The 22,896-nt window shown below is 31.1% G+C and carries 22 protein-coding genes; 14 read left to right on the top strand and 8 right to left on the bottom strand.

Annotation, left to right across the window (positions count from 1 at the left end):
• Window positions 1-3 precede the first annotated feature (3 nt).
• The 3 genes from ACLII3_RS14865 to ACLII3_RS14875 are packed head-to-tail and all read left to right on the top strand — an operon-like array spanning window position 4 to window position 1,577.
• Complete coding sequence (locus ACLII3_RS14865; protein ID WP_412985182.1) at window positions 4-378, top strand: helix-turn-helix domain-containing protein; 375 nt, start codon at window positions 4-6, stop codon at window positions 376-378.
• A 24-nt stretch (window positions 379-402) separates the two neighbouring features.
• Window positions 403-774, top strand: a complete 372-nt coding sequence (locus ACLII3_RS14870; protein WP_412985184.1) for a DNA topoisomerase IV — start codon at window positions 403-405, stop codon at window positions 772-774.
• A gap of 2 nt (window positions 775-776) precedes the next feature.
• The gene (locus ACLII3_RS14875; RefSeq protein WP_412985186.1) at window positions 777-1,577 is read left to right on the top strand and encodes a TerC family protein; all 801 of its coding nucleotides are present in this window, start codon (window positions 777-779) and stop codon (window positions 1,575-1,577) included.
• A gap of 72 nt (window positions 1,578-1,649) precedes the next feature.
• Here ACLII3_RS14875 and ACLII3_RS14880 read toward each other — a convergent pair whose 3' ends face one another.
• The 4 genes from ACLII3_RS14880 to ychF all read right to left on the bottom strand — a co-directional run bounded on the left by ACLII3_RS14880 (window position 1,650) and on the right by ychF (window position 7,877).
• On the bottom strand, window positions 1,650-4,289 hold the full coding sequence (locus ACLII3_RS14880) for a DNA gyrase/topoisomerase IV subunit A (protein ID WP_412985188.1): 2,640 nt from the start codon (window positions 4,287-4,289) through the stop codon (window positions 1,650-1,652).
• A 3-nt stretch (window positions 4,290-4,292) separates the two neighbouring features.
• The gene (locus ACLII3_RS14885) at window positions 4,293-4,790 is read right to left on the bottom strand and encodes a hypothetical protein (RefSeq protein WP_412985190.1); all 498 of its coding nucleotides are present in this window, start codon (window positions 4,788-4,790) and stop codon (window positions 4,293-4,295) included.
• Window positions 4,780-6,645 (bottom strand): DNA topoisomerase IV subunit B, encoded by a 1,866-nt coding sequence (locus tag ACLII3_RS14890; RefSeq protein ID WP_412985192.1) that lies wholly within the window; start codon window positions 6,643-6,645, stop codon window positions 4,780-4,782. Before ACLII3_RS14890 ends, ACLII3_RS14885 begins: the two co-directional genes overlap by 11 nt.
• Window positions 6,646-6,782: 137 nt before the next feature.
• Window positions 6,783-7,877, bottom strand: a complete 1,095-nt coding sequence (gene ychF / locus ACLII3_RS14895) for a redox-regulated ATPase YchF (RefSeq protein WP_412985194.1) — start codon at window positions 7,875-7,877, stop codon at window positions 6,783-6,785.
• Window positions 7,878-7,976: 99 nt separating this feature from the next.
• Here ychF and ACLII3_RS14900 point away from each other — a divergent pair, with 99 nt between their 5' ends.
• Window positions 7,977-9,455, top strand: coding sequence for a carboxypeptidase-like regulatory domain-containing protein (locus tag ACLII3_RS14900; protein WP_412985196.1), 1,479 nt, complete (start codon window positions 7,977-7,979; stop codon window positions 9,453-9,455).
• On the opposite strand, the gene ACLII3_RS14905 is transcribed toward ACLII3_RS14900, so the two are convergent.
• Both ACLII3_RS14905 and ACLII3_RS14910 read right to left on the bottom strand, forming a co-directional pair.
• Window positions 9,452-10,201, bottom strand: a complete 750-nt coding sequence (locus ACLII3_RS14905; RefSeq protein WP_412985198.1) for a hypothetical protein — start codon at window positions 10,199-10,201, stop codon at window positions 9,452-9,454. The genes ACLII3_RS14900 and ACLII3_RS14905 overlap by 4 nt on opposite strands.
• Before the next feature lie 66 nt (window positions 10,202-10,267).
• Window positions 10,268-10,621 carry a 4Fe-4S dicluster domain-containing protein gene (locus ACLII3_RS14910; RefSeq protein WP_412985200.1) on the bottom strand — a complete coding sequence of 118 codons (354 nt, stop codon included), beginning with the start codon at window positions 10,619-10,621 and terminating at the stop codon, window positions 10,268-10,270.
• 64 nt (window positions 10,622-10,685) lie between these two features.
• On the opposite strand from ACLII3_RS14910, the gene ACLII3_RS14915 reads away from it, so the two are divergent.
• From ACLII3_RS14915 to ACLII3_RS14950, 8 genes are all read left to right on the top strand, one after another.
• A complete protein-coding gene (locus ACLII3_RS14915; protein WP_412985202.1) occupies window positions 10,686-11,747 on the top strand; it encodes an acyl-CoA reductase in 1,062 nt (353 codons plus the stop codon).
• A gap of 74 nt (window positions 11,748-11,821) precedes the next feature.
• Window positions 11,822-12,883 carry a 3-phosphoserine/phosphohydroxythreonine transaminase gene (gene serC, locus ACLII3_RS14920; RefSeq protein ID WP_412985204.1) on the top strand — a complete coding sequence of 354 codons (1,062 nt, stop codon included), beginning with the start codon at window positions 11,822-11,824 and terminating at the stop codon, window positions 12,881-12,883.
• Window positions 12,884-12,889: 6 nt separating this feature from the next.
• On the top strand, window positions 12,890-13,840 hold the full coding sequence (locus ACLII3_RS14925; RefSeq protein WP_412985205.1) for a D-2-hydroxyacid dehydrogenase: 951 nt from the start codon (window positions 12,890-12,892) through the stop codon (window positions 13,838-13,840).
• Between the two features lie 119 nt (window positions 13,841-13,959).
• Window positions 13,960-14,595, top strand: a complete 636-nt coding sequence (locus tag ACLII3_RS14930) for a DUF937 domain-containing protein (RefSeq protein WP_412985207.1) — start codon at window positions 13,960-13,962, stop codon at window positions 14,593-14,595.
• A 117-nt stretch (window positions 14,596-14,712) separates the two neighbouring features.
• Window positions 14,713-15,144, top strand: a complete 432-nt coding sequence (locus ACLII3_RS14935; protein WP_412985209.1) for a DUF6146 family protein — start codon at window positions 14,713-14,715, stop codon at window positions 15,142-15,144.
• A 35-nt stretch (window positions 15,145-15,179) separates the two neighbouring features.
• Entirely contained in the window at window positions 15,180-15,677 is a 498-nt protein-coding gene (locus tag ACLII3_RS14940) for a DUF6787 family protein (protein WP_412985211.1), read from the top strand.
• Window positions 15,677-16,009 (top strand): hypothetical protein, encoded by a 333-nt coding sequence (locus tag ACLII3_RS14945; RefSeq protein ID WP_412985213.1) that lies wholly within the window; start codon window positions 15,677-15,679, stop codon window positions 16,007-16,009. Before ACLII3_RS14940 ends, ACLII3_RS14945 begins: the two co-directional genes overlap by 1 nt.
• 59 nt (window positions 16,010-16,068) lie before the next feature.
• On the top strand, window positions 16,069-18,360 hold the full coding sequence (locus tag ACLII3_RS14950) for a TonB-dependent receptor (protein ID WP_412985215.1): 2,292 nt from the start codon (window positions 16,069-16,071) through the stop codon (window positions 18,358-18,360).
• Between the two features lie 36 nt (window positions 18,361-18,396).
• On the opposite strand, the gene ACLII3_RS14955 is transcribed toward ACLII3_RS14950, so the two are convergent.
• The gene (locus tag ACLII3_RS14955; protein ID WP_412985217.1) at window positions 18,397-18,684 is read right to left on the bottom strand and encodes a hypothetical protein; all 288 of its coding nucleotides are present in this window, start codon (window positions 18,682-18,684) and stop codon (window positions 18,397-18,399) included.
• Between the two features lie 50 nt (window positions 18,685-18,734).
• Window positions 18,735-19,331, bottom strand: coding sequence for a GTP cyclohydrolase I FolE (gene folE / locus ACLII3_RS14960; protein WP_412985219.1), 597 nt, complete (start codon window positions 19,329-19,331; stop codon window positions 18,735-18,737).
• Window positions 19,332-19,552: 221 nt separating this feature from the next.
• Here folE and ACLII3_RS14965 point away from each other — a divergent pair, with 221 nt between their 5' ends.
• Window positions 19,553-22,138: a DUF5916 domain-containing protein gene (locus tag ACLII3_RS14965; protein ID WP_412985221.1), complete on the top strand. Its 2,586-nt coding sequence runs from the start codon at window positions 19,553-19,555 to the stop codon at window positions 22,136-22,138.
• Window positions 22,139-22,216: 78 nt separating this feature from the next.
• Window positions 22,217-22,879 carry an ABC transporter ATP-binding protein gene (locus ACLII3_RS14970; protein WP_412985223.1) on the top strand — a complete coding sequence of 221 codons (663 nt, stop codon included), beginning with the start codon at window positions 22,217-22,219 and terminating at the stop codon, window positions 22,877-22,879.
• Window positions 22,880-22,896: the final 17 nt, after the last annotated feature.

The following is a 22,896-nucleotide window of genomic DNA, read 5'->3' on the forward strand; positions in this document are numbered from 1 at the left end:
ACAATGGTAAACAATTCAGATTTCATTAAAAGACTAGAAAAAGTAATGAAATATTACAGCTTAAGTGCATCTGCTTTTGCTGAAAAAATTGGTGTACAGCGTTCTAGTATTTCTCATATTTTATCTGGAAGAAATAAACCTAGTTTAGAATTTACAATGAAGATCCTTACCTCCTTTCCCGAGGTGGATTTGTATTGGCTATTAAATGGAAAAGGTAACTTTCCTAAAGAAGAAGAAAATAAACAATCAATAGATTCTACTTCAAATTTTACAAATCAAGTTCAAACCAAAATTCAAAACCCTACTCCTACAAATTCAGAAATTGAACGCATTGTTATTTTTTACAAGGATGGAAGTTTTAAAAATTTCGAAAATTAAGTATTAGTTTCTTAATTTTACTGCATGAAAAAATTATGCTACTTAATTCTTATTCTTTTCTGTTTTAGCTGCTATAACATTGAACGTAATTGTAACGATTATAAAACAGGATCATTTCAAAGCCATATTACAATAAACGATAAAGATTACAAATCTACCTTTATTAGAACTGATAGTCTACAAGTAGAAACTTTTGAAGGAAAAACAGACTCGTCAACTGTGAGGTGGATTAATGATTGTGAAGTTGTTTTTAGAACTATCAATCCTAAAAACATGGCTGAACAAAAAGATATTCACCTAAAGATACTTACTACAACAGATTCGAGCTATACATTTGAATACAGTTACGTTGGAGAGACAAAAAAACAAAAAGGCACAGCTATTAAAACAAAATAAACATGTTAGACTTTCTATTAACCAGTGATGCTATAATGGCATTATTAACACTTACATTTTTAGAAATTATTCTTGGCATAGATAATATTGTTTTTATATCGATTGCTGCTAATAAACTTCCAGAAAAACAACGCAACAAGGTTACTAATATTGGGTTGATTTTAGCCATGGTACAGCGCATTGTACTATTGTTTTTTGTTTCCTTTTTAGTTGGATTAAGCGAACCTTTTTACGTTTTTGAAAATAACTGGCTACACCTTGCGTTAAGTTGGCAAAGCATAATTTTATTTGCTGGTGGACTATTTCTTATCTACAAAAGCACCTCCGAAATTAGAGAAAAAGTGGAAACACCACATCACGATGAAGATCAAGCTAAGAAAAAACGCATCAATTCGTTTTCCCAAGCCATTGTACAAATATTAATTATCGACTTTATTTTCTCTATAGATTCTATTTTAACAGCAGTTGGTATGACTAATGGCTTATCAGACAATCACAACCATAATTTAGTGCTTATGATTATAGCTGTTGTTATTTCTATAATTATCATGATAGCGTTTGCTAATCCTATAAGACGCTTTATAAACGATAATCCGAGTGTCCAAATACTAGGTTTAACATTCCTTATCTTAATTGGATTTATGCTAATTACCGAAGCAGCTCACTTATCACACACATCATTCTTTGGTACAGAGGTTGGAGCTATCCCTAAAGGTTATCTATACTTTGCCATTGCATTTTCGCTATTTGTAGAATTTTTGAATTACAGGTTAGCAAAGAATAAAAAAAGTAAATTAGAATAGACAAATATATAACACATAAAAAATGGCGTTTAGTAAACTAAACGCCATTTTTTATGTACTTATGCTTTTTTTTTAAAACAATGTTATCTGTCCTTCATCATCCATATCTATTTCTGGAGCTGAATCAGACTTATCTACCTCTTCATTATTAGAAACTACCTCTTCATCAACCACTTCAACATCTTGAGCATGCACTTCTTCTGGCGCTTCATATGGCAAAGACTCAAGAAGATTAATTTGATTAACCTTAAACTTAGTTAGCTGATTTCCTTGAGCACTAATCCCTTTTATAGCAATAAATTCTTCCAAATTCACCTCTTGGTTATCTCGTCTATCTTTACCTCTTTCTTTAGCAAATACAACCTCTGCCATAGGTTTCCAATCTGTTGAAACTATTTCTAATTGAGAATCTGGATGACTAGAAATAAATACTTCCTCCTTACTTTCGTTTTCTACCAAGAAACGTTTTACATAATACTTTTCCTTTTCTCCATCATAATATATTGCGGATATTGGTTTTTTAGGAATCCATTTCTCCATAGCAATCATATCTGCATCAAAATGCGCAGTAATTTCTGGAATAATAGTTTTTACTATTCCTGCCTGAGTAATGATTAGTATCCTATCTTCTCCTCTAAACTCTCCTACTAACTCACCTCTACCATCTACATTTAAACGCTGTACAGTATCGTCAAACCAAATTTTACGAGGCTTTAACGTACTAACTCCTTTTTCTTTAAGCTCTACGCGTTTTAAAGCATATTTTGTAACGAGATTACCTTTTGATGCACGACCTTTTATTAAAATATCTGCAAAATCTAAATCCCATTTCAATTTTTTAATACTTCCAGCTTGACGCAACATAATTGTCACAACTTCTGCCTCACCATTAGGATTAGCAGAGAAATACCATACTGTAGAACCTTTATTTCCGTTAGTTAAATCATACTCTCTATCTCTTGTAATACTAGTAACCGCAAAACGCTTTATATAAGATGGACCACCTTTACCATCGCGATAAATCATATTATAGATAGTGCGCTTATCCTTTTTCTTAAAGACAGCTACATGAATAATATTTTTACCAATAAATGTTTTACTGTCCACTTTTGTGACCATCATTTTACCTTCCTTGGTAAATACAATAATATCATCTATATCACTACAATCTCCTACATACTCATCCTTACGCAGAGATGTACCAATAAAGCCTTCTTCTCTGTTTACATAAAGCTTTGTATTACGTATTACAACTTTTGACGCATCTACATCATCAAAAATTCTAATTTCTGTTTTACGCTCTCGTCCTTCTCCATAGTCCTTTTTAAGCCTTTGGAAATATGCAATCGCATATTCAATTAAATTTGCTAAATGATGTTTAACCTCAGCAATTTGATCTTCTAAAGCTTCAATTTTTTGTTGCGCTTTATCTATATCAAATTTAGAGATGCGCTTAATTCTAATCTCAGTTAAACGCGTAATATCTTCAACAGTTATAGCACGCTTAAGATGCTTAATATGTGGCTGCAATCCTTTATCAATTGCGTTAATAACACCTTCCCAAGTTTCCTCTTCTTCTATATCGCGATAAATACGATTTTCTATAAAAATGCGCTCTAACGAAGCAAAGTGCCATTGCTCTTCAAACTCATTAAGTTTAATTTCTAATTCACTCTTTAATAGTTGTACTGTATTATCTGTAGAGCGTCTTAAAATTTCAGATACACCAATAAACAAAGGTTTATTATCTTCAATAATACACCCTAAAGGAGAAATTGAAGTTTCACAACTTGTAAAAGCATATAAAGCATCTATGGTTTTATCTGGTGAAATTCCAGAAGGCAAATGCACCAATATTTCAACATCAGCTGCTGTATTATCTTCTATACGCTTAATTTTAATCTTTCCTTTGTCATTTGCTTTAAGAATAGAATCTATTAACGATGTAGTGGTTGTAGCAAAAGGAATTTCAGTAATTGCTAACGTATTTTTATTAAGCTGAGAGATTCTTGCACGACAACGCACTTTACCCCCTCTAAGTCCATCATTATAATTAGTGAAATCTGCAATTCCAGCAGTTGGAAAATCTGGCACTAACTTAAAACGCTTACCTTGCAAATACTTTATTGAAGCATCTATAAGTTCTAAAAAATTATGAGGTAAAATTTTTGTAGACAAACCAACAGCAATACCTTCGGCTCCTTGTGCTAGCAATAATGGAAACATTACTGGCAGATTAATTGGCTCCTTACGACGACCATCATAAGATGATTGCCATTCGGTAATTTTAGGATTATAAACTACATCTAAAGCAAATTTAGATAAACGTGCTTCTATATAACGAGAAGCAGCAGCTCTATCTCCTGTTAAAATATTTCCCCAGTTCCCTTGAGTATCAATCAATAAGTCTTTTTGACCAATTTGAACCATAGCATCAGCAATACTTGCATCTCCATGTGGATGGTATTGCATTGTATGCCCAACTATATTAGCTACTTTATTATAACGACCATCATCTAAATCTTTCATAGAATGCATGATGCGTCGCTGTACAGGTTTAAAACCATCTTCAATAGCAGGAACTGCACGTTCTAAGATTACATAAGATGCATAATCCAAAAACCAATCTTTGTACATCCCTGTAACCTTAGTGATGGTTTCTTGATTTTCATTATTCACATTTTCTAAAGCGTCGTTATCTTCTTCAATCATTATCTACAGTTCTTTAGATTTAGGGTTATTAATATTTTTTTTAATTATCTTACTTAAAGATTGTTTAATGTACTTACGTTTTTTTCTATTTACTAAAGTAACATTAAAACGTTCCTTCTTTTTATGTTTTCCATTACTACTTCTTATATATAACACTAAAGATTTATAAAAAAAGTAATTGTATATTTTAAAGGCTATAAGTCTGTGTTTTTCAAATTCAACTTTACGCTCTCTGTAATTAAAATAATCAGACAGCAATAAACCTTTATTTATCACCACAACTTTAACACCATCACTATCATATTCAAAATACTTAGATACACTGTGTGTTATCACAAATAATAAAGCTAATACAAGTAAAACTAAAGGTAAGGTTAAGGATGGATTTCCAACCAATTCCTTCAAGCTAGTAAATAAAGTAGAAAATAAAACCGCTAGTACTATTAAAACAAAGTACAGTGAAATTATAATATTTCTAACTTTTTCGTTACTAGTTCTCATTCACCTCTTCTACTAAATCTAATTCTACTTTTAAGTTATTAATAATAAACTCTTGCCTACTAGGTGTATTCTTTCCCATATAGAACTGTAATAGCTCTTCAATAGACATATCCTTATCTAGCATTACAGGATCTAAACGAATATCATCTCCTATAAAAAATTTAAATTCATCTGGTGAAATCTCACCAAGTCCTTTAAATCGCGTTATTTCTGGTTTTGGTTTTAACTTTGCAATAGCATTTCTTCGCTCTTCATCAGAATAACAATAAATTGTTTCCTTTTTATTCCTTACCCTAAACAAAGGTGTTTGTAGAATATATAAATGCCCTTCTTTTATTACTTCTGGAAAGAACTGTAAAAAGAAAGTAATTAACAACAAACGTATATGCATACCATCAACATCGGCATCGGTTGCTATTACAATGTTATTATATCTTAAATCTTCAATAGACTCTTCAATATTTAGCGCTGCTTGTAATAAATTAAATTCTTCGTTTTCGTAAACAATCTTTTTACTTAAACCATAAGAATTTAAAGGTTTTCCCTTTAAACTAAATACTGCTTGCGTGTTTACATCACGAGATTTAGTAATACTACCAGAAGCCGAATCTCCCTCAGTAATAAACAACGTTGACTCTAAACGCCTGTCTTTTTTTAAATCACCAAGATGCACCCTACAATCTCTTAGCTTCTTATTATGTAAACTAGCTTTCTTAGCACGCTCACGTGCAATCTTTCTAATACCAGAAAGCTCTTTACGTTCGCGTTCAGCTTGTAATATTTTACGTTGAATAGCCTCAGCAGTATCTGGATTTTTATGTAAAAAGTTATCAAACTTAGTTTTTACAAAATCATTAATAAATGTTCTTACAGTTGGCAAACCACCTCCCATTTCGGTAGAACCTAATTTTGTTTTTGTTTGACTTTCAAAAACAGGCTCCATAACTTTTACTGCTATTGCTGCTATAATTGACTTTCGTATATCTGAAGCATCATAATTTTTACCATAAAACTCTCGTATGGTTTTTACAAACGCTTCCCTAAAAGCAGATAAATGTGTTCCTCCTTGCGTAGTATTTTGACCATTTACAAACGAATGATACTCCTCACTGTATTGAGTTTTACTATGCGTTAAGGCAATTTCAATATCTTCAGCTTTTAAATGAATTATTGGATAACGTAAATCAGATTCGTTTGTGTTTTCTTGCAATAAATCTTTTAAACCGTTTTCACTGAAATATTTTTCACCATTAAAAACTATTGTTAACCCAGGATTTAAATACACATAGTTTTTAAGCATCTTAGACACATACTCATGTCTAAACTTATACTTTTTAAAAATGGAATCATCAGGAATAAAGGACATTTTTGTACCTCTACGTCTTGATGTATCCTCTAACAACTCTTTATTTTTAAGTTCACCAAGTTCAAACTCAGCTGAAGCTGATTTTCCATCACGTGTAGATTCAACTCTAAAATATGTAGATAGTGCATTTACTGCCTTTGTACCTACTCCATTTAACCCAACAGATTTTTTAAATGCTCGAGAGTCATACTTTCCACCAGTATTCATTTTAGAAACAACATCTACTACCTTTCCTAAAGGAATTCCACGACCATAATCTCTAACAATCACCTTATTTCCCTGAATAGATATCTCGATGGTCTTTCCTGCTCCCATAACATACTCATCAATAGAGTTGTCAAGCACTTCTTTTAAAAGAATATAAATACCATCATCAGGCGACGAACCATCACCTAACTTTCCAATATACATTCCTGGACGCATTCTGATATGCTCTTTCCAGTCAAGCGAACGAATATTATCTTCGGTGTAATTAGATTGTTGGGTCATAAAAAGAAAAATTGGATATGTTGCTAATATAACATTTCAACTTAAAAAAAGAAACCCTAAAAACGCAAAATAATTAACAAAAAAAAGCCAATGCTGTTGAGAACATTGGCCTTTTAAAATATTTTATTTTTTCTAGCTTATACGTTGAATAAGAAATGCATCACATCGCCATCTTTTACGATGTAATTTTTACCTTCTACACGCATTTTTCCAGCTTCTTTTACTTTTGCTTCACTACCAAAAGAAACATAATCGTCATAAGCAATTACTTCAGCTCTAATAAACCCTTTTTCAAAGTCAGTATGAATAACTCCAGCAGCTTGTGGTGCAGTATCACCAATAGTGGTAGTCCAAGCTCTTACCTCTTTTACTCCTGCTGTAAAATAAGTTTGTTGATTTAATAATTTGTACGCTGAACGTATTAATTTAGACGAACCAGGTTCTTCTAAACCAATATCTTGTAAGAACATTTGACGCTCTTCGAAATCGTCCAATTCATTAATATCAGCTTCTGTACCAACAGCTAATACAAGTACTTCAGCGTTTTCATCCTTTACAGCATCTTTAACAGTATCTACATAAGCATTACCAGAAACTGCTGCACTCTCATCTACATTACACACATACATTACTGGTTTATCTGTAATCAATTGTAATGGCTTTACATATTCTAAATATTCATCTTCACCAAATTCAATTGCCCTTACAGAGTTACCTTCTTCTAATCCAGCTTTTATTTTTAATAAAGCAGCCTCTTCTTTTTGAGCTTCTTTATTCCCTGTTTTAGCTGCACGCTTAACTTTATCAAGTTTTTTCTCTACAGACTCTAAATCTTTAAGCTGCAACTCCATATCGATAGTTTCCTTATCTCTAATCGGATCAACACTTCCATCAACATGCACAACATTATCATTATCAAAACAACGAAGCACATGTAAAATTGCATCAGTTTCACGAATATTTCCTAAAAACTGATTTCCTAAACCTTCACCTTTACTTGCTCCTTTTACCAATCCAGCAATGTCAACAATCTCTACTGTTGCAGGAATAACACGCTCAGGATTTACTAATTCCTCTAACTTTGACAATCTTGGATCTGGTACATTTACCACACCAATATTAGGTTCGATTGTACAAAAAGGAAAGTTTGCACTTTGCGCTTTTGCATTTGACAAACAATTAAATAATGTTGATTTACCTACGTTTGGTAGTCCTACAATTCCAGCTTTCATGTGAATAATTTTAAGGCTGCAAATGTAATTATTTATATCTATATTAATAACAATAGTAACAAATTATTAAACTGTTCGTCTTGTAATAAACATATGAAAATGAAAAACCATCACCTTGCACTCTTATTTGTACTCATTTCTTATTTTGGATATTCTCAAAGCTTAACTGCAAAACTTATTGACACATCAAACAACCCAATCCCTTTTGCCACTATAGAAACAGCTAAAAACAAAGGTGTCATTAGTAACGATGAAGGTGTTTTTACTATTAATCTCAAAGATGTAAGCAATAATAGTATAGAGATAAATTGCTTAGGCTTTAGCACTAAAAAAATTACAATAAAAGAAATAAGCGCAAACAACAACATTATAATACTTGAAGAGCATATTAATGAACTAAACCAAGTTTATATAAGCAATACCAAGCCTAATGCAGATGAAATTATTGCAAAAGTAAATCAAAACCTGAGCAATAATTACAACCACGAAAACCAAAGCTATAATCTGTTTTTCAGAAATACATCTTACATGGATTTTAACCGCTTAGAGTTTACCATAGATAAAGCATCTGGAATTAGAAAAAAGAAATTAGCTGGAGCAAACCAAAGCTTAGACTCATTAATGCAAGCCATTAAAAACACTAAAGCTGTACACTTTAGAGATTACCTTGCAAATCTTTACATAAAAAATAAAGAAGAAGCTAAACTTGATGTAGCTAAAGCTACTAGTTTAATTGACAAAAATCAAAATGTATCAATAGACCAAATTCAAGAAAATGCTCAGCACTTAATATTAAAATACCTAGATACTACTAAAACATACAAACTAAAAACAGGTATTATTAAAATTGAAGACTCCTTAGAACTCAACAATTCTAATAACGAAAGTGAAGAAAATAAAAACGAATATGAAGTAAACAGCTTAAAAAGTGAAACACATGAGCTTTTATATACATCACAAACTTACGAAAACACAACTCTTAATAAGATTATAAATGCCGATTTATACAAGTATGAATTCATAGACACAACAGTATTTAATGGTGAACTAGTTTATATTATCGAGTATTTCCCAAGAAGATCAAAAGCTAAGTACACAGGAAAAATTTACGTTACGGACGACAGTTACGCAGTAATAAAAATAGATTACGCTTTTGCAAAAGGTAAACGCGGTGAAAAATTGAATCTAAAGTTTTTACTAGGCATCAAATATGTTGAAAACATAAAACAAGGCACTATAATCTTTCAAAAAAACGAAGACAACATCTATCAACCTCAATACATAAAACAAGAATCTGGTAATTTCTTCTATGTAAATAGACCTTTAAAGTTTATTGAGAATAGTCCATCAAAAAACAAAGTGTTGTTCAATTTTTTAATTGAAGGTGGTATGCGAGAAAAAAATGAAATTTATTTTATTAGCAATTCATCTTTAAATGGTAATGATTTTAATAATTATAAAGAACCAAAAACGATTAAATATCAAAAATTAAAACAATACGACCCAGAAATATGGAAAGCTTATAATGCTATTGAGCCTTTAGAGGAAATGAAACAGTTTAAGAGTACAGAGGATTAATCCTTAATCATAACAAAATAGGTTTTTAATGTATCTTCTCTAAAAAGAATCCTTTTTTCTTTAGGAAAGCCAATATTATTATATTTTATTGTTTCTCTACAAATAGTGTCAATGTCTCTAATCTGATAAAAATCACTACAGAATAATATACTATCATTAACATAAGTATAAACCTTTAGCTCTTTATCATGAATAAACTCATTGTTATAGCCTTTTTTAATAGTAGTGAATACTTTTTCTAATCGATCTTCATCATTATAAATATATCTTATATGCTTTATAGCATTTGAGTCATTTTCAATAAACCTTACTTCCTCAATTATCCTTTCGTCTTTAATGAGATACTTCGTCTTTTTACTAGATTCAAGTGATGATTCAAAAATTGTATCTTCAACTCTAATTCTTTTATATGTATAGTTTTCAACATAATCAGTAAACATCTCATAGTTAGACAAAAAACCTAAAGAATCATAAGTATTCATGAAGGAGCAACACATTATACTTCTTAATTTTGATTCTATTTGATTATCATTAATTCTATTATAATAATACATTGTATCTCCTACTTCCAAGGCAGCAACTTTTCCTTTAGCAATGATTTCATAAGCCAAATCTATTTGATTATCATACATCAAATAAGGAATATTATCTATATCAATCTTTTTTAAAGGCTCTAATGAAGTTTTATTGTCTGGAGAGCATGCTATAAAACTAAATACACACCATAATATTAAAATGTATTTCATAAAGCCAATTTAAAAAAAAATCCCAAGCATAGACTTGGGATTTTTCATTTGTAAGTATATAAACTTTTAATCTTCTGGATGCATAAAGCTTTGTTTTCCTAATAATTCTTCGTCAGTTTCTACATTATCTTCATCAGGAACACAACAATCAACAGGACACACAGCTGCACATTGTGGCTCCTCATGAAACCCTTTACACTCTGTACACTTATCTGGCACTATATAGTAAATCTCATCACTAATAGGCTCTTGAGCCTCATCAGCATTAACCGATTTACCATTAGGCAACACTAAGTCTCCTTCTAAACTTGTTCCATCGTTATACCTCCAATCATCAGCTCCTTCATAAATAGCAGTATTAGGGCATTCTGGTTCACAAGCTCCACAGTTTATACATTCATCTGTTATAATTATTGCCATAGCATTTCTTTTTCTAAATTTGCAGTGCAAAAATAGCTCCAAAAAAAGTGTTATACAAGAAATAATGAGTAACAAAGATCACATTGTAAATGCCTTAATAGAATTAGGCAACTTTTTAAGTCAATTTTCTAATGATGGAATAGAAAAAAAAGACACAGTAAAACATAACGACATATTTTTTGATGGCTTCAAACATCAAATAAAAATCGCCAATGAGCATAATGGTTGGTTTAATAAAGAAAATGTGCTTTATGCAATCGAAGGATGGTCTAAATCACTAACAATCAAAAACATTAACAACTGGACAGTCAAGTATAACTTTAACAATGAAAACTCTAAAAAAGTAGCAATTGTTATGGCTGGAAATATTCCATTAGTAGGCTTTCATGATTTTATTTCAGTATTACTTACTGGACATGAAGTGCTAGTTAAACAATCATCAAACGATAAACACTTACTACCATTTTTAGCTAAATACTTGGAGTATTGCGAACCAAAACTGAAAGGGAAAATTCAATTTACTGAAGATAAATTAGAAGGATTTGACGCAGTTATAGCTACTGGCAGTGATAATACAGCACGTTATTTTGAGTATTATTTCAAAGACAAGCCATCAATAATTAGAAAAAATAGAAATTCTGTTGCTGTCTTAACAGGTAACGAAACTAAAGAAGAACTAGAAGCACTATCAAATGATATTTTTAGATACTTTGGTTTAGGTTGTAGAAGCGTATCAAAGCTATTTGTTCCAAATAACTATAATTTCGACAACTTCTTTAAAGCTATTTATAAATGGCATCCAATTATTAATGATGCTAAATATGCTAATAATTATGATTATAATAAAGCTGTGTATTTAATGAGTGAATTTGATATGCTAGAAAATGGCTTCTTAATGATTAAAGAAGATGCAAGCTACGCCTCTCCTATTGCAACTGTTTTTTATGAGTATTACGATTCTATCGACACTTTAAAAAATAAGCTAAGTGCTGACCAAGATAAAATTCAATGTGTTGTTGCTAAAGATTTAAACCCAACAGAAATAACATTTGGAGAAACTCAAAACCCACAATTATGGGATTATGCAGATGGCATTGATACTGTTGAATTCTTGTTAAAAATATAGCCTAAAAATTATCAATTTATTAGCAAGAAATAAACAATAAATTCAGACCTTTACTTTTTAAAATTCATAAAAAAATGAAAAGACATAATTTTAGTGCTGGACCTTGTGTTTTACCACAAGAAGTATTACAAAAATCAGCTCAGGCGGTTTTAGATTTTGACAATGGTTTATCCCTAGTAGAAATCTCTCACAGAAGCAAAGCTTTTGTAGACGTGATGGAAAACGCAAGAGCTTTAGTTTTAGAACTTTTAGGACTAGAAGGCAAAGGTTATAAAGCATTATTTTTGCAAGGAGGAGCTAGTACCCAATTTTTAATGGTTGCCTTAAACTTATTAGAAAAGAGAGCTGGTTATTTAAATACTGGTACTTGGAGTGATAAAGCCATTAAAGAAGCTAAAATTTATGACGATATATATGAAGTAGCTTCTTCTAAGAACGCTAACTTTAACTACATTCCTAAAGGATATGATATTCCTTCAGATTACGACTATTTTCACTGTACATCAAACAATACTATTTTCGGAACGCAAATGAAATCTTTTCCGAAATGCGATATTCCTCTAGTGTGTGATATGAGTAGTGATATATTCTCTAGAACTTTAGATTTCACTCAATTTGATTTAATTTATGCTGGCGCTCAAAAAAATATGGGACCAGCTGGTACAACTCTTGTTGTTATTAAAGAAGATATTTTAGGGAAAGTTTCTAGAAAAATTCCATCTATGATGGATTACAAAGTACATTTAAGCAAGAGCAGTATGTTTAATACACCTCCAGTATTTGCTGTTTATACTTCAATGCTTACTTTACAATGGCTAAAAAAATTAGGAGGTATTTCGGCTATTGAAAAAGAAAATGAAAAGAAAGCAAGCCTAATGTATTCTGAAATTGATTTAAACCCATTATTTAAAGGTTTCTCAACTAAAGAAGACAGGTCAAATATGAACGCTACTTTTACTTTGACTAATGAAGATTTAAAAGAAACATTTGATACTATGTGGCAAGAAGCTGGTATTAATGGTTTAAATGGACATAGAAGCGTTGGTGGTTATAGAGCCTCAATGTATAACGCATTAACACTAGACAGTGTTAAAGTTCTTGTAGAAGTAATGAGCGAATTAGAAAGAAAAGCATAATTTATAATGAAAGTATTAGCAAACGACGGAATTTCTCAAAGTGGAATTGACGCATTAACAGTTGCAGGTTACGAAGTAAGTACAACTACTGTAGCACAAGAACAATTAATAAATTATATAAACGAAAACAATATAGCTGTACTTTTAGTAAGAAGCGCAACTACTGTTCGTAAAGATTTAATTGATGCTTGTCCTAGCTTAAAAATTATAGGTCGTGGTGGTGTTGGAATGGACAATATAGATGTAGAATATGCTCGCGAAAAAGGACTATCTGTCATCAATACACCTGCTGCATCTTCACACTCTGTTGCTGAGTTAGTTTTTGGTCATTTATACGGTCTTGCTCGTTATTTACATAATTCTAATAGAGATATGCCTCTTGAAGGTGATAGCAATTTTAAAGCCTTAAAAAAATCGTATTCAAAAGGTACCGAATTAAAAGGAAAAACTCTGGGAGTTATTGGGTTTGGACGTATAGGTCAAGCTACAGCTAAAATTGCTTTAGGAGCAGGAATGAAAGTTGTTGCCTTTGATCCTTTTATAGACGCTGCAAATTTAGAACTAGATTTTTTTGACGGTCAAAAAGTAAGTTTTGATATTAAAACCATCTCTAAAGAAGACGTATTAAAACAAGCAGATTTCATTACATTACATGTTCCAGCACAAAATGAATATGTTATTGACGAAGCTGAATTCAATATTATGAAAGAAGGTGTTATCATTGCTAATGCGGCACGTGGTGGTGTATTAAATGAGGTTGCTTTAATTAATGCGATTGAAAAAGGTAAAGTTGCAAGAGCTGCACTAGATGTGTTTGAAAAAGAACCAAAACCAGAAATTCAACTATTAATGAATCCAGCCCTATCGTTAACACCTCATACAGGAGCAGCTACTAACGAAGCTCAAGATAGAATTGGAACAGAATTAGCCTCACAAATAATAAATATTTTAGGCTAATGCTTAAAATAAAGAAATTTTAATGTGACTTATTAATCATATTTGAGTCCTAACTATAAACGTTAGGACTTTTTTTGTAAATTGTCTTTTACATTAACCTTTAAAAACAATCAATTATTATGGCTGGAATATTAGATTTATTAAATAGCGATTTAGGAAACACAATTATTAATGGTGTTTCTGGACAAACTGGACAACCTCAAGATAAAACAAGTAACTTACTTACAATGGCAATGCCTGTACTAATGCAAGCTATGAAGCGAAATGCTTCTACTCCCGAAGGAGCTGAAGGATTATTAGGAGCTTTAAACAGTAAGCATGATGGTAGTATTCTTGATGACCTTGGAGGTTTATTTTCTGGAGGAGTTGACCAAAGTGTTATGGATGATGGTGGTAAAATCTTAGGTCATGTCTTAGGTAGCAAACAGCAAAATGTTGAAAGTGCTTTAAGCCAAAAGTCTGGGATTGATGCTGGATCTGTAGCGCAAATACTAAAAGTTGCTGCACCAATTTTAATGGGAGTATTAGGAAAGCAACAAAAACAACAAAAAGTAAGTAATCAGGGTGGTTTAGAAGGTTTATTAAGAGGCTTATTAAATAACAATTCTCCACAACAAGAGCAAAGTTTCTTAGAATCGATTTTAGATGCAGATGGTGATGGTAGTGTTATTGATGATGTAGCTGGAATGGTACTAGGTGGCGACAAGAAAAAAGGAGGCATTGGCGGTTTACTTGGAGGTCTATTTGGAAAGTAAGACTTGTTAATATATTTCAAAAAGTTGAATCGTATAGATTCAACTTTTTTTTTTGTTAAAACCCTTAAAACAAACAATTTATAAACACATCTTTTGTATCTTTATTAAAAAGGAATTATGAAAAATTTAATTTACATTTTAATCCTTTGTTTTGTTTTTGCAAGCTGTAATACTTCAAGAACTATTTCTAACACAAATGAAGAAATAAACACAAAGGAACAAGACACAGTTAGAATTGCTAACGATGCTATAGAATATGAAATCATTATCATTGATTCTGGATTTAATTCATGGTTATACAGTACTGCTAAACCAGAAGGATATTATTCACAAGAGTTTTTAGAAGCTAGAAATATTATTTATGTTACCGAATGGAATAGCAGAGTAAACAATGCTAATCCAAGAATTGCTAATCTTTTTGAACTTAGAATAGATTACGACAGAAACATAGACTATGGCTATGATGTAAACTATAAGCTTTACAACTACTTTATTTACTTTCAAATAAAAAATAACATTCGTTTATCTAGTTTCACTCCTAGAATTTAAACTTTACTCTGTATATTTGCCGCATAAATTTTATAATGAAGAAATTTAAAGCGCTTTGGGAGATTCAACAAAACTGGCAATTATTGTTTCCAGTTTTAGGACTTATTGGACTTATATATAGTGCTTTAAAGCTTTCACGTTTACTAGTAAATACAGAAAATATTTTTTTACTTGGTTCTGTTACCATTGTAATAACTTATGCCCTTTTAAGATTTACTTTATTTCTTTTCAAAAAATTAGAAAACAAATGGATTGTAGATTATAAATGGGAAATGATACGCATCTTTATTGTATTTGCTATCACAGGAACATCTTCAGTATTTGTTGGACGACCAATTGTAAAACTTATAGGAATTACTAAAGAAAACTTAAACCCTGTCCTTTATTGGATATTATATATTATTATTGGACTAATTTTTTATCAAATTTTATTAGTTTGTATTGGCTGGTTATTTGGTCAATTTAATTTTTTCTGGAATTTTGAAAAAAAGATGTTAAGACGTTTTGGTTTAGGACGTTTTTTAAACGAATAATGCAAGTATTAATAAAACATATAATCATAAAAGTAAGTTTACTAGTTATAGTATTCACTTTACTTGCACCTTCATTTGTTAAGCTTGCCCATGCTTTCGAAAACCATGAGCATTTTGCCTGCGAAACTCCTAACAAATTACATATTCACGATTTAGAAATTGATTGTGAGATTTACAAGTTTAAACTAAATACACAAACACTATCTATTACAAATAACTTTGAAATAGATATACCTGAAACAAATTATCAAAAGATAATTTCTCAATACACGTGCATTAGTAAATATCAAAGGCTACAATGCAATCTTAGAGGACCTCCTAGCTTAGTTTAATATACACCCTATAGAGAAGTAAACTTCTCATAATAAATATTAAACTATAAAATTTTAAAATGAAATCTACAATTTTAAAGCTGCTATTTTTAGTGGCTATTATACCTATATACGCACAAAATACAATTAAAGGAAGCGTTATAGACGCAAATAGTAATGAAGAAATTGCTTTTGCAAATATTTACATACCAAAACTTGAAAAAGGAACTATAACTGACGAAAACGGAAAATTTACCTTGACTAAATTACCTAACGGCAAACACACACTAGTCTGCTCTTTTGTTGGTTATGAAACACAATCTATAGAAATTAACTTACCAAACGATACTACTATTGATATAAGTTTAAACACATCTGTCTTCAAAATGGATGAAGTTATTTTGTCCACGCCCTTTCATAAATTACAAAATGACAATGTTATGAAAGTGGAACAGCGTAAAGTTTCGGATTTAAAGTCTAATGGTATCATAAATTTATCAGAAGGTATTAGTACCATTTCTGGTGTAGAAACTATTTCTACTGGAGTTAGTATTGGAAAACCTGTAATTAGAGGACTAAGTAGTAATCGTGTATTAGTTTACACACAAGGTATTAGGCTAGAAAACCAGCAATTTGGTGACGAACATGGCTTAGGCTTAAGTGATGCAGGAATAGAAAGTGTTGAAGTTATAAAAGGCCCTGCTTCATTATTATATGGTAGTGATGCACTTGGTGGTGTTTTATACTTAAACCCAGAACGTTTTGCTAGTAACAACACTTCTTCTGGAGATGTAAACTTCACATATTTCACTAATACAGAAGGGTACAATTCTAATATTGGATACAAATCTTCTTCAGATAATTTCAGATTTATATTTAGAGGAAGTTTAGCTGGACATTCCGATTATAAAACTGATGATTATAGAGTTACAAATACACGTTTTAGAGAACAAGATTTTAAAGCTGCAATTGGTTACCATAATACTAAATTTAATACTGAATTAAGATACAACTTAAATGCATCTCAGTTAGGAATACCAGAAGAAGTTGGTTTGCAAAGTTTAGATAAAACCCCTTTACTTCCTAATCAAAACATTAATAATCATATTTTTAGCTCAAAATCAAAATTATTTTTTGAAAACTCTTCTAGTTTAGAATTAAATCTAGGTTTTACCTACAACGATAGAAAAGAGTTTGAAGAACATCATGACCATGATGACCATGATGATGATGACCACGACGACGAAGACCATGATGATGATGACCACGACGACGAAGACCATGATGATGATGACCACGATGATGAAGATCATGAGGATGAGGAAGAGGCTGCATTACACATGAAGCTTAAAACTTTTAGCTATGACCTTAAATACAACTTGCCTACATTAGGAAAGTTTGAAACTATTGTTGGTGTACAAGGTATGTCACAAACAAACACTAACTATGGTGAAGAACAACTTATTCCAAATGCTACAACCAACGATGTTGGATTCTTTGCTACTTCTCACATACATTTTGAAACTATAGATATTCAACTAGGAGCGCGTTACGATACTAGAAATATTGATATCAACAATAATATTTCTAAATCATACAATAGTTTTAATGGTGCTTTTGGTATAAAGAAAGATTTTGGAGAACATTTTACAGCTAGACTTAATATTGCTTCAGGGTTTAGAGCTCCAAATTTAGCAGAGTTAACTTCGGATGGTAGTCACCATGGAGCTAATCGTTACGAAATTGGTAACCTAAATCTTAAAAATGAGCAAAACTTCCAAATTGATGCTTCGGTTGAATACCAAACAGAGCATGTAGATATTTTTGCAAACGGATTTTACAACAGTATAAACAATTATATTTTCTTATCACCAAATGGTGAAGTTATAGATGACAATCCTGTGTATTTATATTCTCAAGATGATGCTAGATTATATGGTGGAGAATTTGGACTACACTTCCACCCTCATCCATTAGACTGGTTACATTTAGAGAGTTCATTTGAAATGGTAATTGGTAAACAAGATAATAATGATGCTTATTTACCTCTTATTCCTGCTAATAAACTATCTAACACATTACGTGTAGAGTTTGAAAAACTACCAATAAAAAACAATTATGCTTTTGTAAAGCTTCAAACTTATTTTGACCAAGATAATGTAAGTGCTTTTGAAACTTCAACTGATGGTTTCAGTTTAATAAGCGCAGGTATTGGTGGTGATTTTACTTTAAACAAAAAGACTTTATCAGTATTTGTTTCAGGTAATAACCTTACTAATAAATCATATATAAATCACTTATCAAGACTAAAGTCAGATGGAATTTATAACATGGGAAGAAATATAAGTTTAGGACTCTCATATCAATTATAAAAACAAAAAAAGCACTCCACTGGAGTGCTTTTTTTTTTAAGAAATATCTATAACTTTTTCTTCTTTGGTTTTAAATACAAAAGTATATAACCACATTAATGTAAATGTTGGTATTATATCCAACATAGGTAATGCTTCTTCTATAAATACAATAGCTGCTGCTATTTTACCTTTATTTCCTTTATACATTTTTGTCATCAACCAAGCCGAAGCTGGTGCCCAAAAAATATCAAATGGTGGGAAAACTATTGACACATAACCTAAAGCGTCAAAAATTAAACCATAAGCTAGCTTTTTGTATTTACTTGCGTTTTCTAAATTCATAAAATAATAATGTGTTTATACAACCTATAACAAGAAATATACCAAATTTATTATGATAGTTTTTCACTAATAAGCTTTAAAAATTCTGTTCGTGTTTCCATATTTTTAAACGCTCCTCTAAATCCAGAAGTCGTAGTTACTGAGTTTTGTTTTTGTACACCACGCATCATCATACACATATGAGAAGCCTCAATAACCACAGCTACACCCTGAGGCTTTAATGTATCATTAATACAATCTAAAATTTGCTCAGTAAGACGCTCTTGTACTTGTAACCTTCTTGCAAACACATCCACAATTCTAGGTATTTTACTTAAACCCACTATATGTCCATTAGGTATATAGGCTATATGTGCTTTACCAAAAAATGGCAAAATATGATGCTCGCAAAGCGAATACAACTCAATATCCTTGACAATAACCATTTCGTTATAAGATTCCTTAAACATGGCGCTTTTTAAAATTTCGGTAGCATCTTGCTCGTAACCTTGTGTTAAAAATTGCATTGCTTTTGCTGCTCTTTCTGGTGTTTTCACTAAACCTTCTCGACTTGTATCCTCTCCAAGTTCTTCAATGATACTTAAATAACGTTGTTTAACATCATCAGTAACTTTCATGTTATATTCTTCAAACTGTTTATATGGCATAACAAAACAATTTTTAATGTAAATAATTATTAATCAATCATAAAACTACTAAAATTTATAAGTGAAAGTCAAAATAAACTTTTCAATTATTAACACTTTATTAATCTTTTTAACGTTTACTTATGAATAAACAGAAAAATCAAAATGTAGATTTGTAAAGTGTAACATTTATTTTTTTTGGATGTCTTTACACAAAACACTACTACTAATCAATCAAAAAAATGAAAATTTACATTAGCCTAATTTGTGCATTACTTTTTATCTCATCAATAAAAGCACAAGAACAAGACTCAATAAGCAAAAAAAGACTAAACATTAAAAGAACATCTGTTGCACCAAAAATAGATGGTGTTTTAGACGATGTTGCTTGGAAAGATGCCGAGGAGGCTACCGACTTCATTCAGTTTAGACCAGAAATGGGAGTTACTTTACAACCACATCAAAAAACCATTGTAAAAATGGCTTATAATGATGATGCAATTTATGTATCAGCTTACTTAAAAGATAAACCAGAAGATATACAAAGGCAACTTACAAGTCGTGATAATTTTGGAAACTCCGATTTTTTTATTGTGGTTTTTAATCCAAATAATGATGCTCAAAATGATGTTGAGTTTTTTGTATTTGCATCAGGAACACAAGCAGATGCCATTGCTAATCCATCTAGTGGAGAGGATTTTGGTTGGAGTGCTGTTTGGGATAGTGCTGTAAAAATTGTAGACGATGGTTGGATTGTTGAAATGAAAATTCCGTACAGAGCACTTCGTTTTTCTAAAGACGTAGAAACTTGGGGATTACAATTCCACAGACGTTTTAGAGTAGACAACACACAATATACTTGGAATCCCATAGACAGAACCAAAGGAAATATGGGACTGTATCATGGTGAGTTGACAGGAATTGAAAATATAGAACCTCCTACTCGATTAAACTTCTATCCTTTTGCATCAACAGTATTTAACAACGAAGATAAGCCAGACTTTAAACTTGGTATGGATGTTAAGTATGGTATTACCGAAAACTTTACTCTTGACGCTACATTAATACCAGATTTTAGTCAAGCTTCATTTGACAATGTTCGTCTCAATCTTGGACCTTTTGAGCAAACTTTTGGTGAGCAACGACAGTTTTTTAAAGAAGGTGTTGATTTATTTAACAAAGGAAATTTATTCTTTTCTCGTAGAATTGGCGCTGCTCCAAGAGGCAGCATAGATTTGAATGAAGATGAAAGCATTGAAAATGTACCTGATAACGTAAATGTTATAAATGCTATTAAAGTTTCAGGTAGAACCAAAAAAGGCTTAGGCATTGGTGTATTTAATGCTGTGACTGAAAAAACAGAAGCAACCGTTCGTAATGTAGATACTGACGAAACCCGAAAAGAAGTTATAGAACCTCTAACAAATTATAACATTGTTGTTATAGACCAACAATTTAATGGCAACTCCTCAATAGGAATAGTAAACACGAGTGTTTGGCGTGACGGTTCAAATTTTAGAGATGCCTATACTGGTGCGCTAGTAGCTAATATTAACAACAAGCGAAACACATACAATATTAGAGCTGATGCTAAGGTAAGTCAAACTGAATTTGACTTTAATGGAGAATTTGGATTTAATTCATTTTTTAGAATAGGAAAATCGCACGGAAAATTTAGATATAGCTTTGATCATAGTTTTTCAAACGATAAATATAATATCAATGATTTAGGTTTAAACTTTAGAAACAACTTCAATAATTTTGGTATCGATATTAATTACAGAATATTTGAACCTACTGAAAAACTAAACAATTTCTTTATTAACAGTTATGTAAACTACAGACGTTTATATAAACCAGGAACTTTTACTGGAACAAACTTTGGAGTTTTTGTTAACGGACAAACAAAAAAACTAATGTGGTTTGGAATTAACTTAAACATGGAGCCAGGGAAGCAATATGATTACTTTGAACCTAGAGATTTTGCTAATAAGCGTTACTTTATCTATAAAAATATAGGTAGCATTGGTGGATGGATAGATACCAACTCAAATAAGAGGTTTTCAATAAATCTAGGAGGTAATATGTGGCATGCATTTGATAAAGAACGTGATTTATTTGGGTATGCATTTGATATTGCTCCTACATTTCGTGTAAATGACAAGTTTAGATTAAGTTATGGATTTAACTACAACAATAACAAAGGAAGCAGAGGTTACACAAATAATTCCAATAGTATTGAAGACGAAATTATTTTTGGCGAACGTGATGTTGAATCTATAGAAAATAGTATTTCTGGAAGTTACACATTTAACCCTTATCATACAGTTTCACTTTCTTTTAGAAATTTCTGGTCTACAGTTACTTATGACCAAAACCCATATTTTCTTCAAGAAGATGGTAGTGTAATTGAGCAAAATGAAACTTTTGAAGAACTAGGTTTAGCTTCTTCAAATGTAAATTTTAATACTTGGAATTTAGATTTAAACTATACATGGCAAGTCGCTCCAGGAAGCTTTTTAACTGCATTATATAGAAATCAGTTATTTAATCATGGTGAAAACTCTCAAGATAATTACTTTGATAGTTTAGGCGACTTATTTGACCAAGATATGAATCATATATTCTCTCTTCGTCTTCAATACTTTATTGATTACAATAGTATTAAAGGTGTATTTAAAAAGAAAAATAGAACAGACGATTCGCAAATAAGACAAGTAAATCGTAGAAGAAACAGATCTAGATACAACAGACATAACTCTGATAGCCAAGGCTATTATTCTAGCTATGACAATGCTTTAGTAAACCCTTTAGCAACTAGTTATTAGTTTTCATATTATTTTTGTTGTAATACAAACAATCCATCTTAACTATGTTTCATATTAAAATAGTATTTTCGCTTTAATATGATTTCAGCAAAAAACATACATAAGAGTTTTGAAGATTTAAACGTCTTAAAAGGTGTTGATTTACAGATAAAAAAAGGAGAAATTGTTTCTATTGTTGGTGCTTCAGGAGCAGGTAAAACAACCCTTTTGCAAATATTAGGCACACTAGATAAACCAAATAAACAAAGTGATTCGTCTTTAGAGATTGATAATACGTCAATCTTTAATTTAAATGAAAAAGCATTAGCTAAGTTTAGAAATGAGCACTTAGGGTTTATTTTTCAATTTCACCAGTTACTACCTGAGTTTACTGCTTTAGAAAACGTATGTATTCCAGCATTTATAAAAGGTACTTCTAAAGATAAGGCTGAATCTAGAGCAAAAGAACTATTAACCTTTCTTGGCTTATCACATCGTTTTAATCATAAACCTAACGAAATGTCTGGTGGTGAACAACAACGTGTTGCTGTTGCTAGAGCTTTGATTAATAATCCTGCTTTAATTTTTGCCGATGAACCATCTGGAAATTTAGATAGTGAATCTGCCGAAAATTTACATAACCTATTTTTTAAGCTTAGAGATGAGTTTGGGCAAACCTTTGTTATAGTTACACATAATCAAGACTTAGCAAATATGGCTGATAGGAAATTAGTAATGGTTGATGGGAAAATAGTTAAATAAAAAAACCACCTCAAAAA

The sequence above is a fragment of the Pontimicrobium sp. IMCC45349 genome (assembly GCF_047219225.1).
GTDB lineage: Bacteria > Bacteroidota > Bacteroidia > Flavobacteriales > Flavobacteriaceae > IMCC45349.

Coding starts and splice junctions, on each gene's coding strand:
- ACLII3_RS14970 (WP_412985223.1), top strand. CDS start 22,217: ATGATTTCAGCAAAAAACATACATAAGAGTTTTGAAGATTTAAACGTC.
- ychF (WP_412985194.1), bottom strand. CDS start 7,877: ATGAAAGCTGGAATTGTAGGACTACCAAACGTAGGTAAATCAACATTA.
- ACLII3_RS14965 (WP_412985221.1), top strand. CDS start 19,553: ATGAAAATTTACATTAGCCTAATTTGTGCATTACTTTTTATCTCATCA.
- ACLII3_RS14940 (WP_412985211.1), top strand. CDS start 15,180: ATGAAGAAATTTAAAGCGCTTTGGGAGATTCAACAAAACTGGCAATTA.
- ACLII3_RS14890 (WP_412985192.1), bottom strand. CDS start 6,645: ATGACCCAACAATCTAATTACACCGAAGATAATATTCGTTCGCTTGAC.
- ACLII3_RS14955 (WP_412985217.1), bottom strand. CDS start 18,684: ATGAATTTAGAAAACGCAAGTAAATACAAAAAGCTAGCTTATGGTTTA.
- ACLII3_RS14935 (WP_412985209.1), top strand. CDS start 14,713: ATGAAAAATTTAATTTACATTTTAATCCTTTGTTTTGTTTTTGCAAGC.
- ACLII3_RS14905 (WP_412985198.1), bottom strand. CDS start 10,201: ATGAAATACATTTTAATATTATGGTGTGTATTTAGTTTTATAGCATGC.
- ACLII3_RS14870 (WP_412985184.1), top strand. CDS start 403: ATGAAAAAATTATGCTACTTAATTCTTATTCTTTTCTGTTTTAGCTGC.
- ACLII3_RS14950 (WP_412985215.1), top strand. CDS start 16,069: ATGAAATCTACAATTTTAAAGCTGCTATTTTTAGTGGCTATTATACCT.
- ACLII3_RS14930 (WP_412985207.1), top strand. CDS start 13,960: ATGGCTGGAATATTAGATTTATTAAATAGCGATTTAGGAAACACAATT.
- ACLII3_RS14885 (WP_412985190.1), bottom strand. CDS start 4,790: ATGAGAACTAGTAACGAAAAAGTTAGAAATATTATAATTTCACTGTAC.
- ACLII3_RS14915 (WP_412985202.1), top strand. CDS start 10,686: ATGAGTAACAAAGATCACATTGTAAATGCCTTAATAGAATTAGGCAAC.
- ACLII3_RS14945 (WP_412985213.1), top strand. CDS start 15,677: ATGCAAGTATTAATAAAACATATAATCATAAAAGTAAGTTTACTAGTT.
- ACLII3_RS14875 (WP_412985186.1), top strand. CDS start 777: ATGTTAGACTTTCTATTAACCAGTGATGCTATAATGGCATTATTAACA.
- ACLII3_RS14880 (WP_412985188.1), bottom strand. CDS start 4,289: ATGATTGAAGAAGATAACGACGCTTTAGAAAATGTGAATAATGAAAAT.
- ACLII3_RS14910 (WP_412985200.1), bottom strand. CDS start 10,621: ATGGCAATAATTATAACAGATGAATGTATAAACTGTGGAGCTTGTGAA.
- ACLII3_RS14865 (WP_412985182.1), top strand. CDS start 4: ATGGTAAACAATTCAGATTTCATTAAAAGACTAGAAAAAGTAATGAAA.
- ACLII3_RS14925 (WP_412985205.1), top strand. CDS start 12,890: ATGAAAGTATTAGCAAACGACGGAATTTCTCAAAGTGGAATTGACGCA.
- serC (WP_412985204.1), top strand. CDS start 11,822: ATGAAAAGACATAATTTTAGTGCTGGACCTTGTGTTTTACCACAAGAA.
- folE (WP_412985219.1), bottom strand. CDS start 19,331: ATGCCATATAAACAGTTTGAAGAATATAACATGAAAGTTACTGATGAT.
- ACLII3_RS14900 (WP_412985196.1), top strand. CDS start 7,977: ATGAAAAACCATCACCTTGCACTCTTATTTGTACTCATTTCTTATTTT.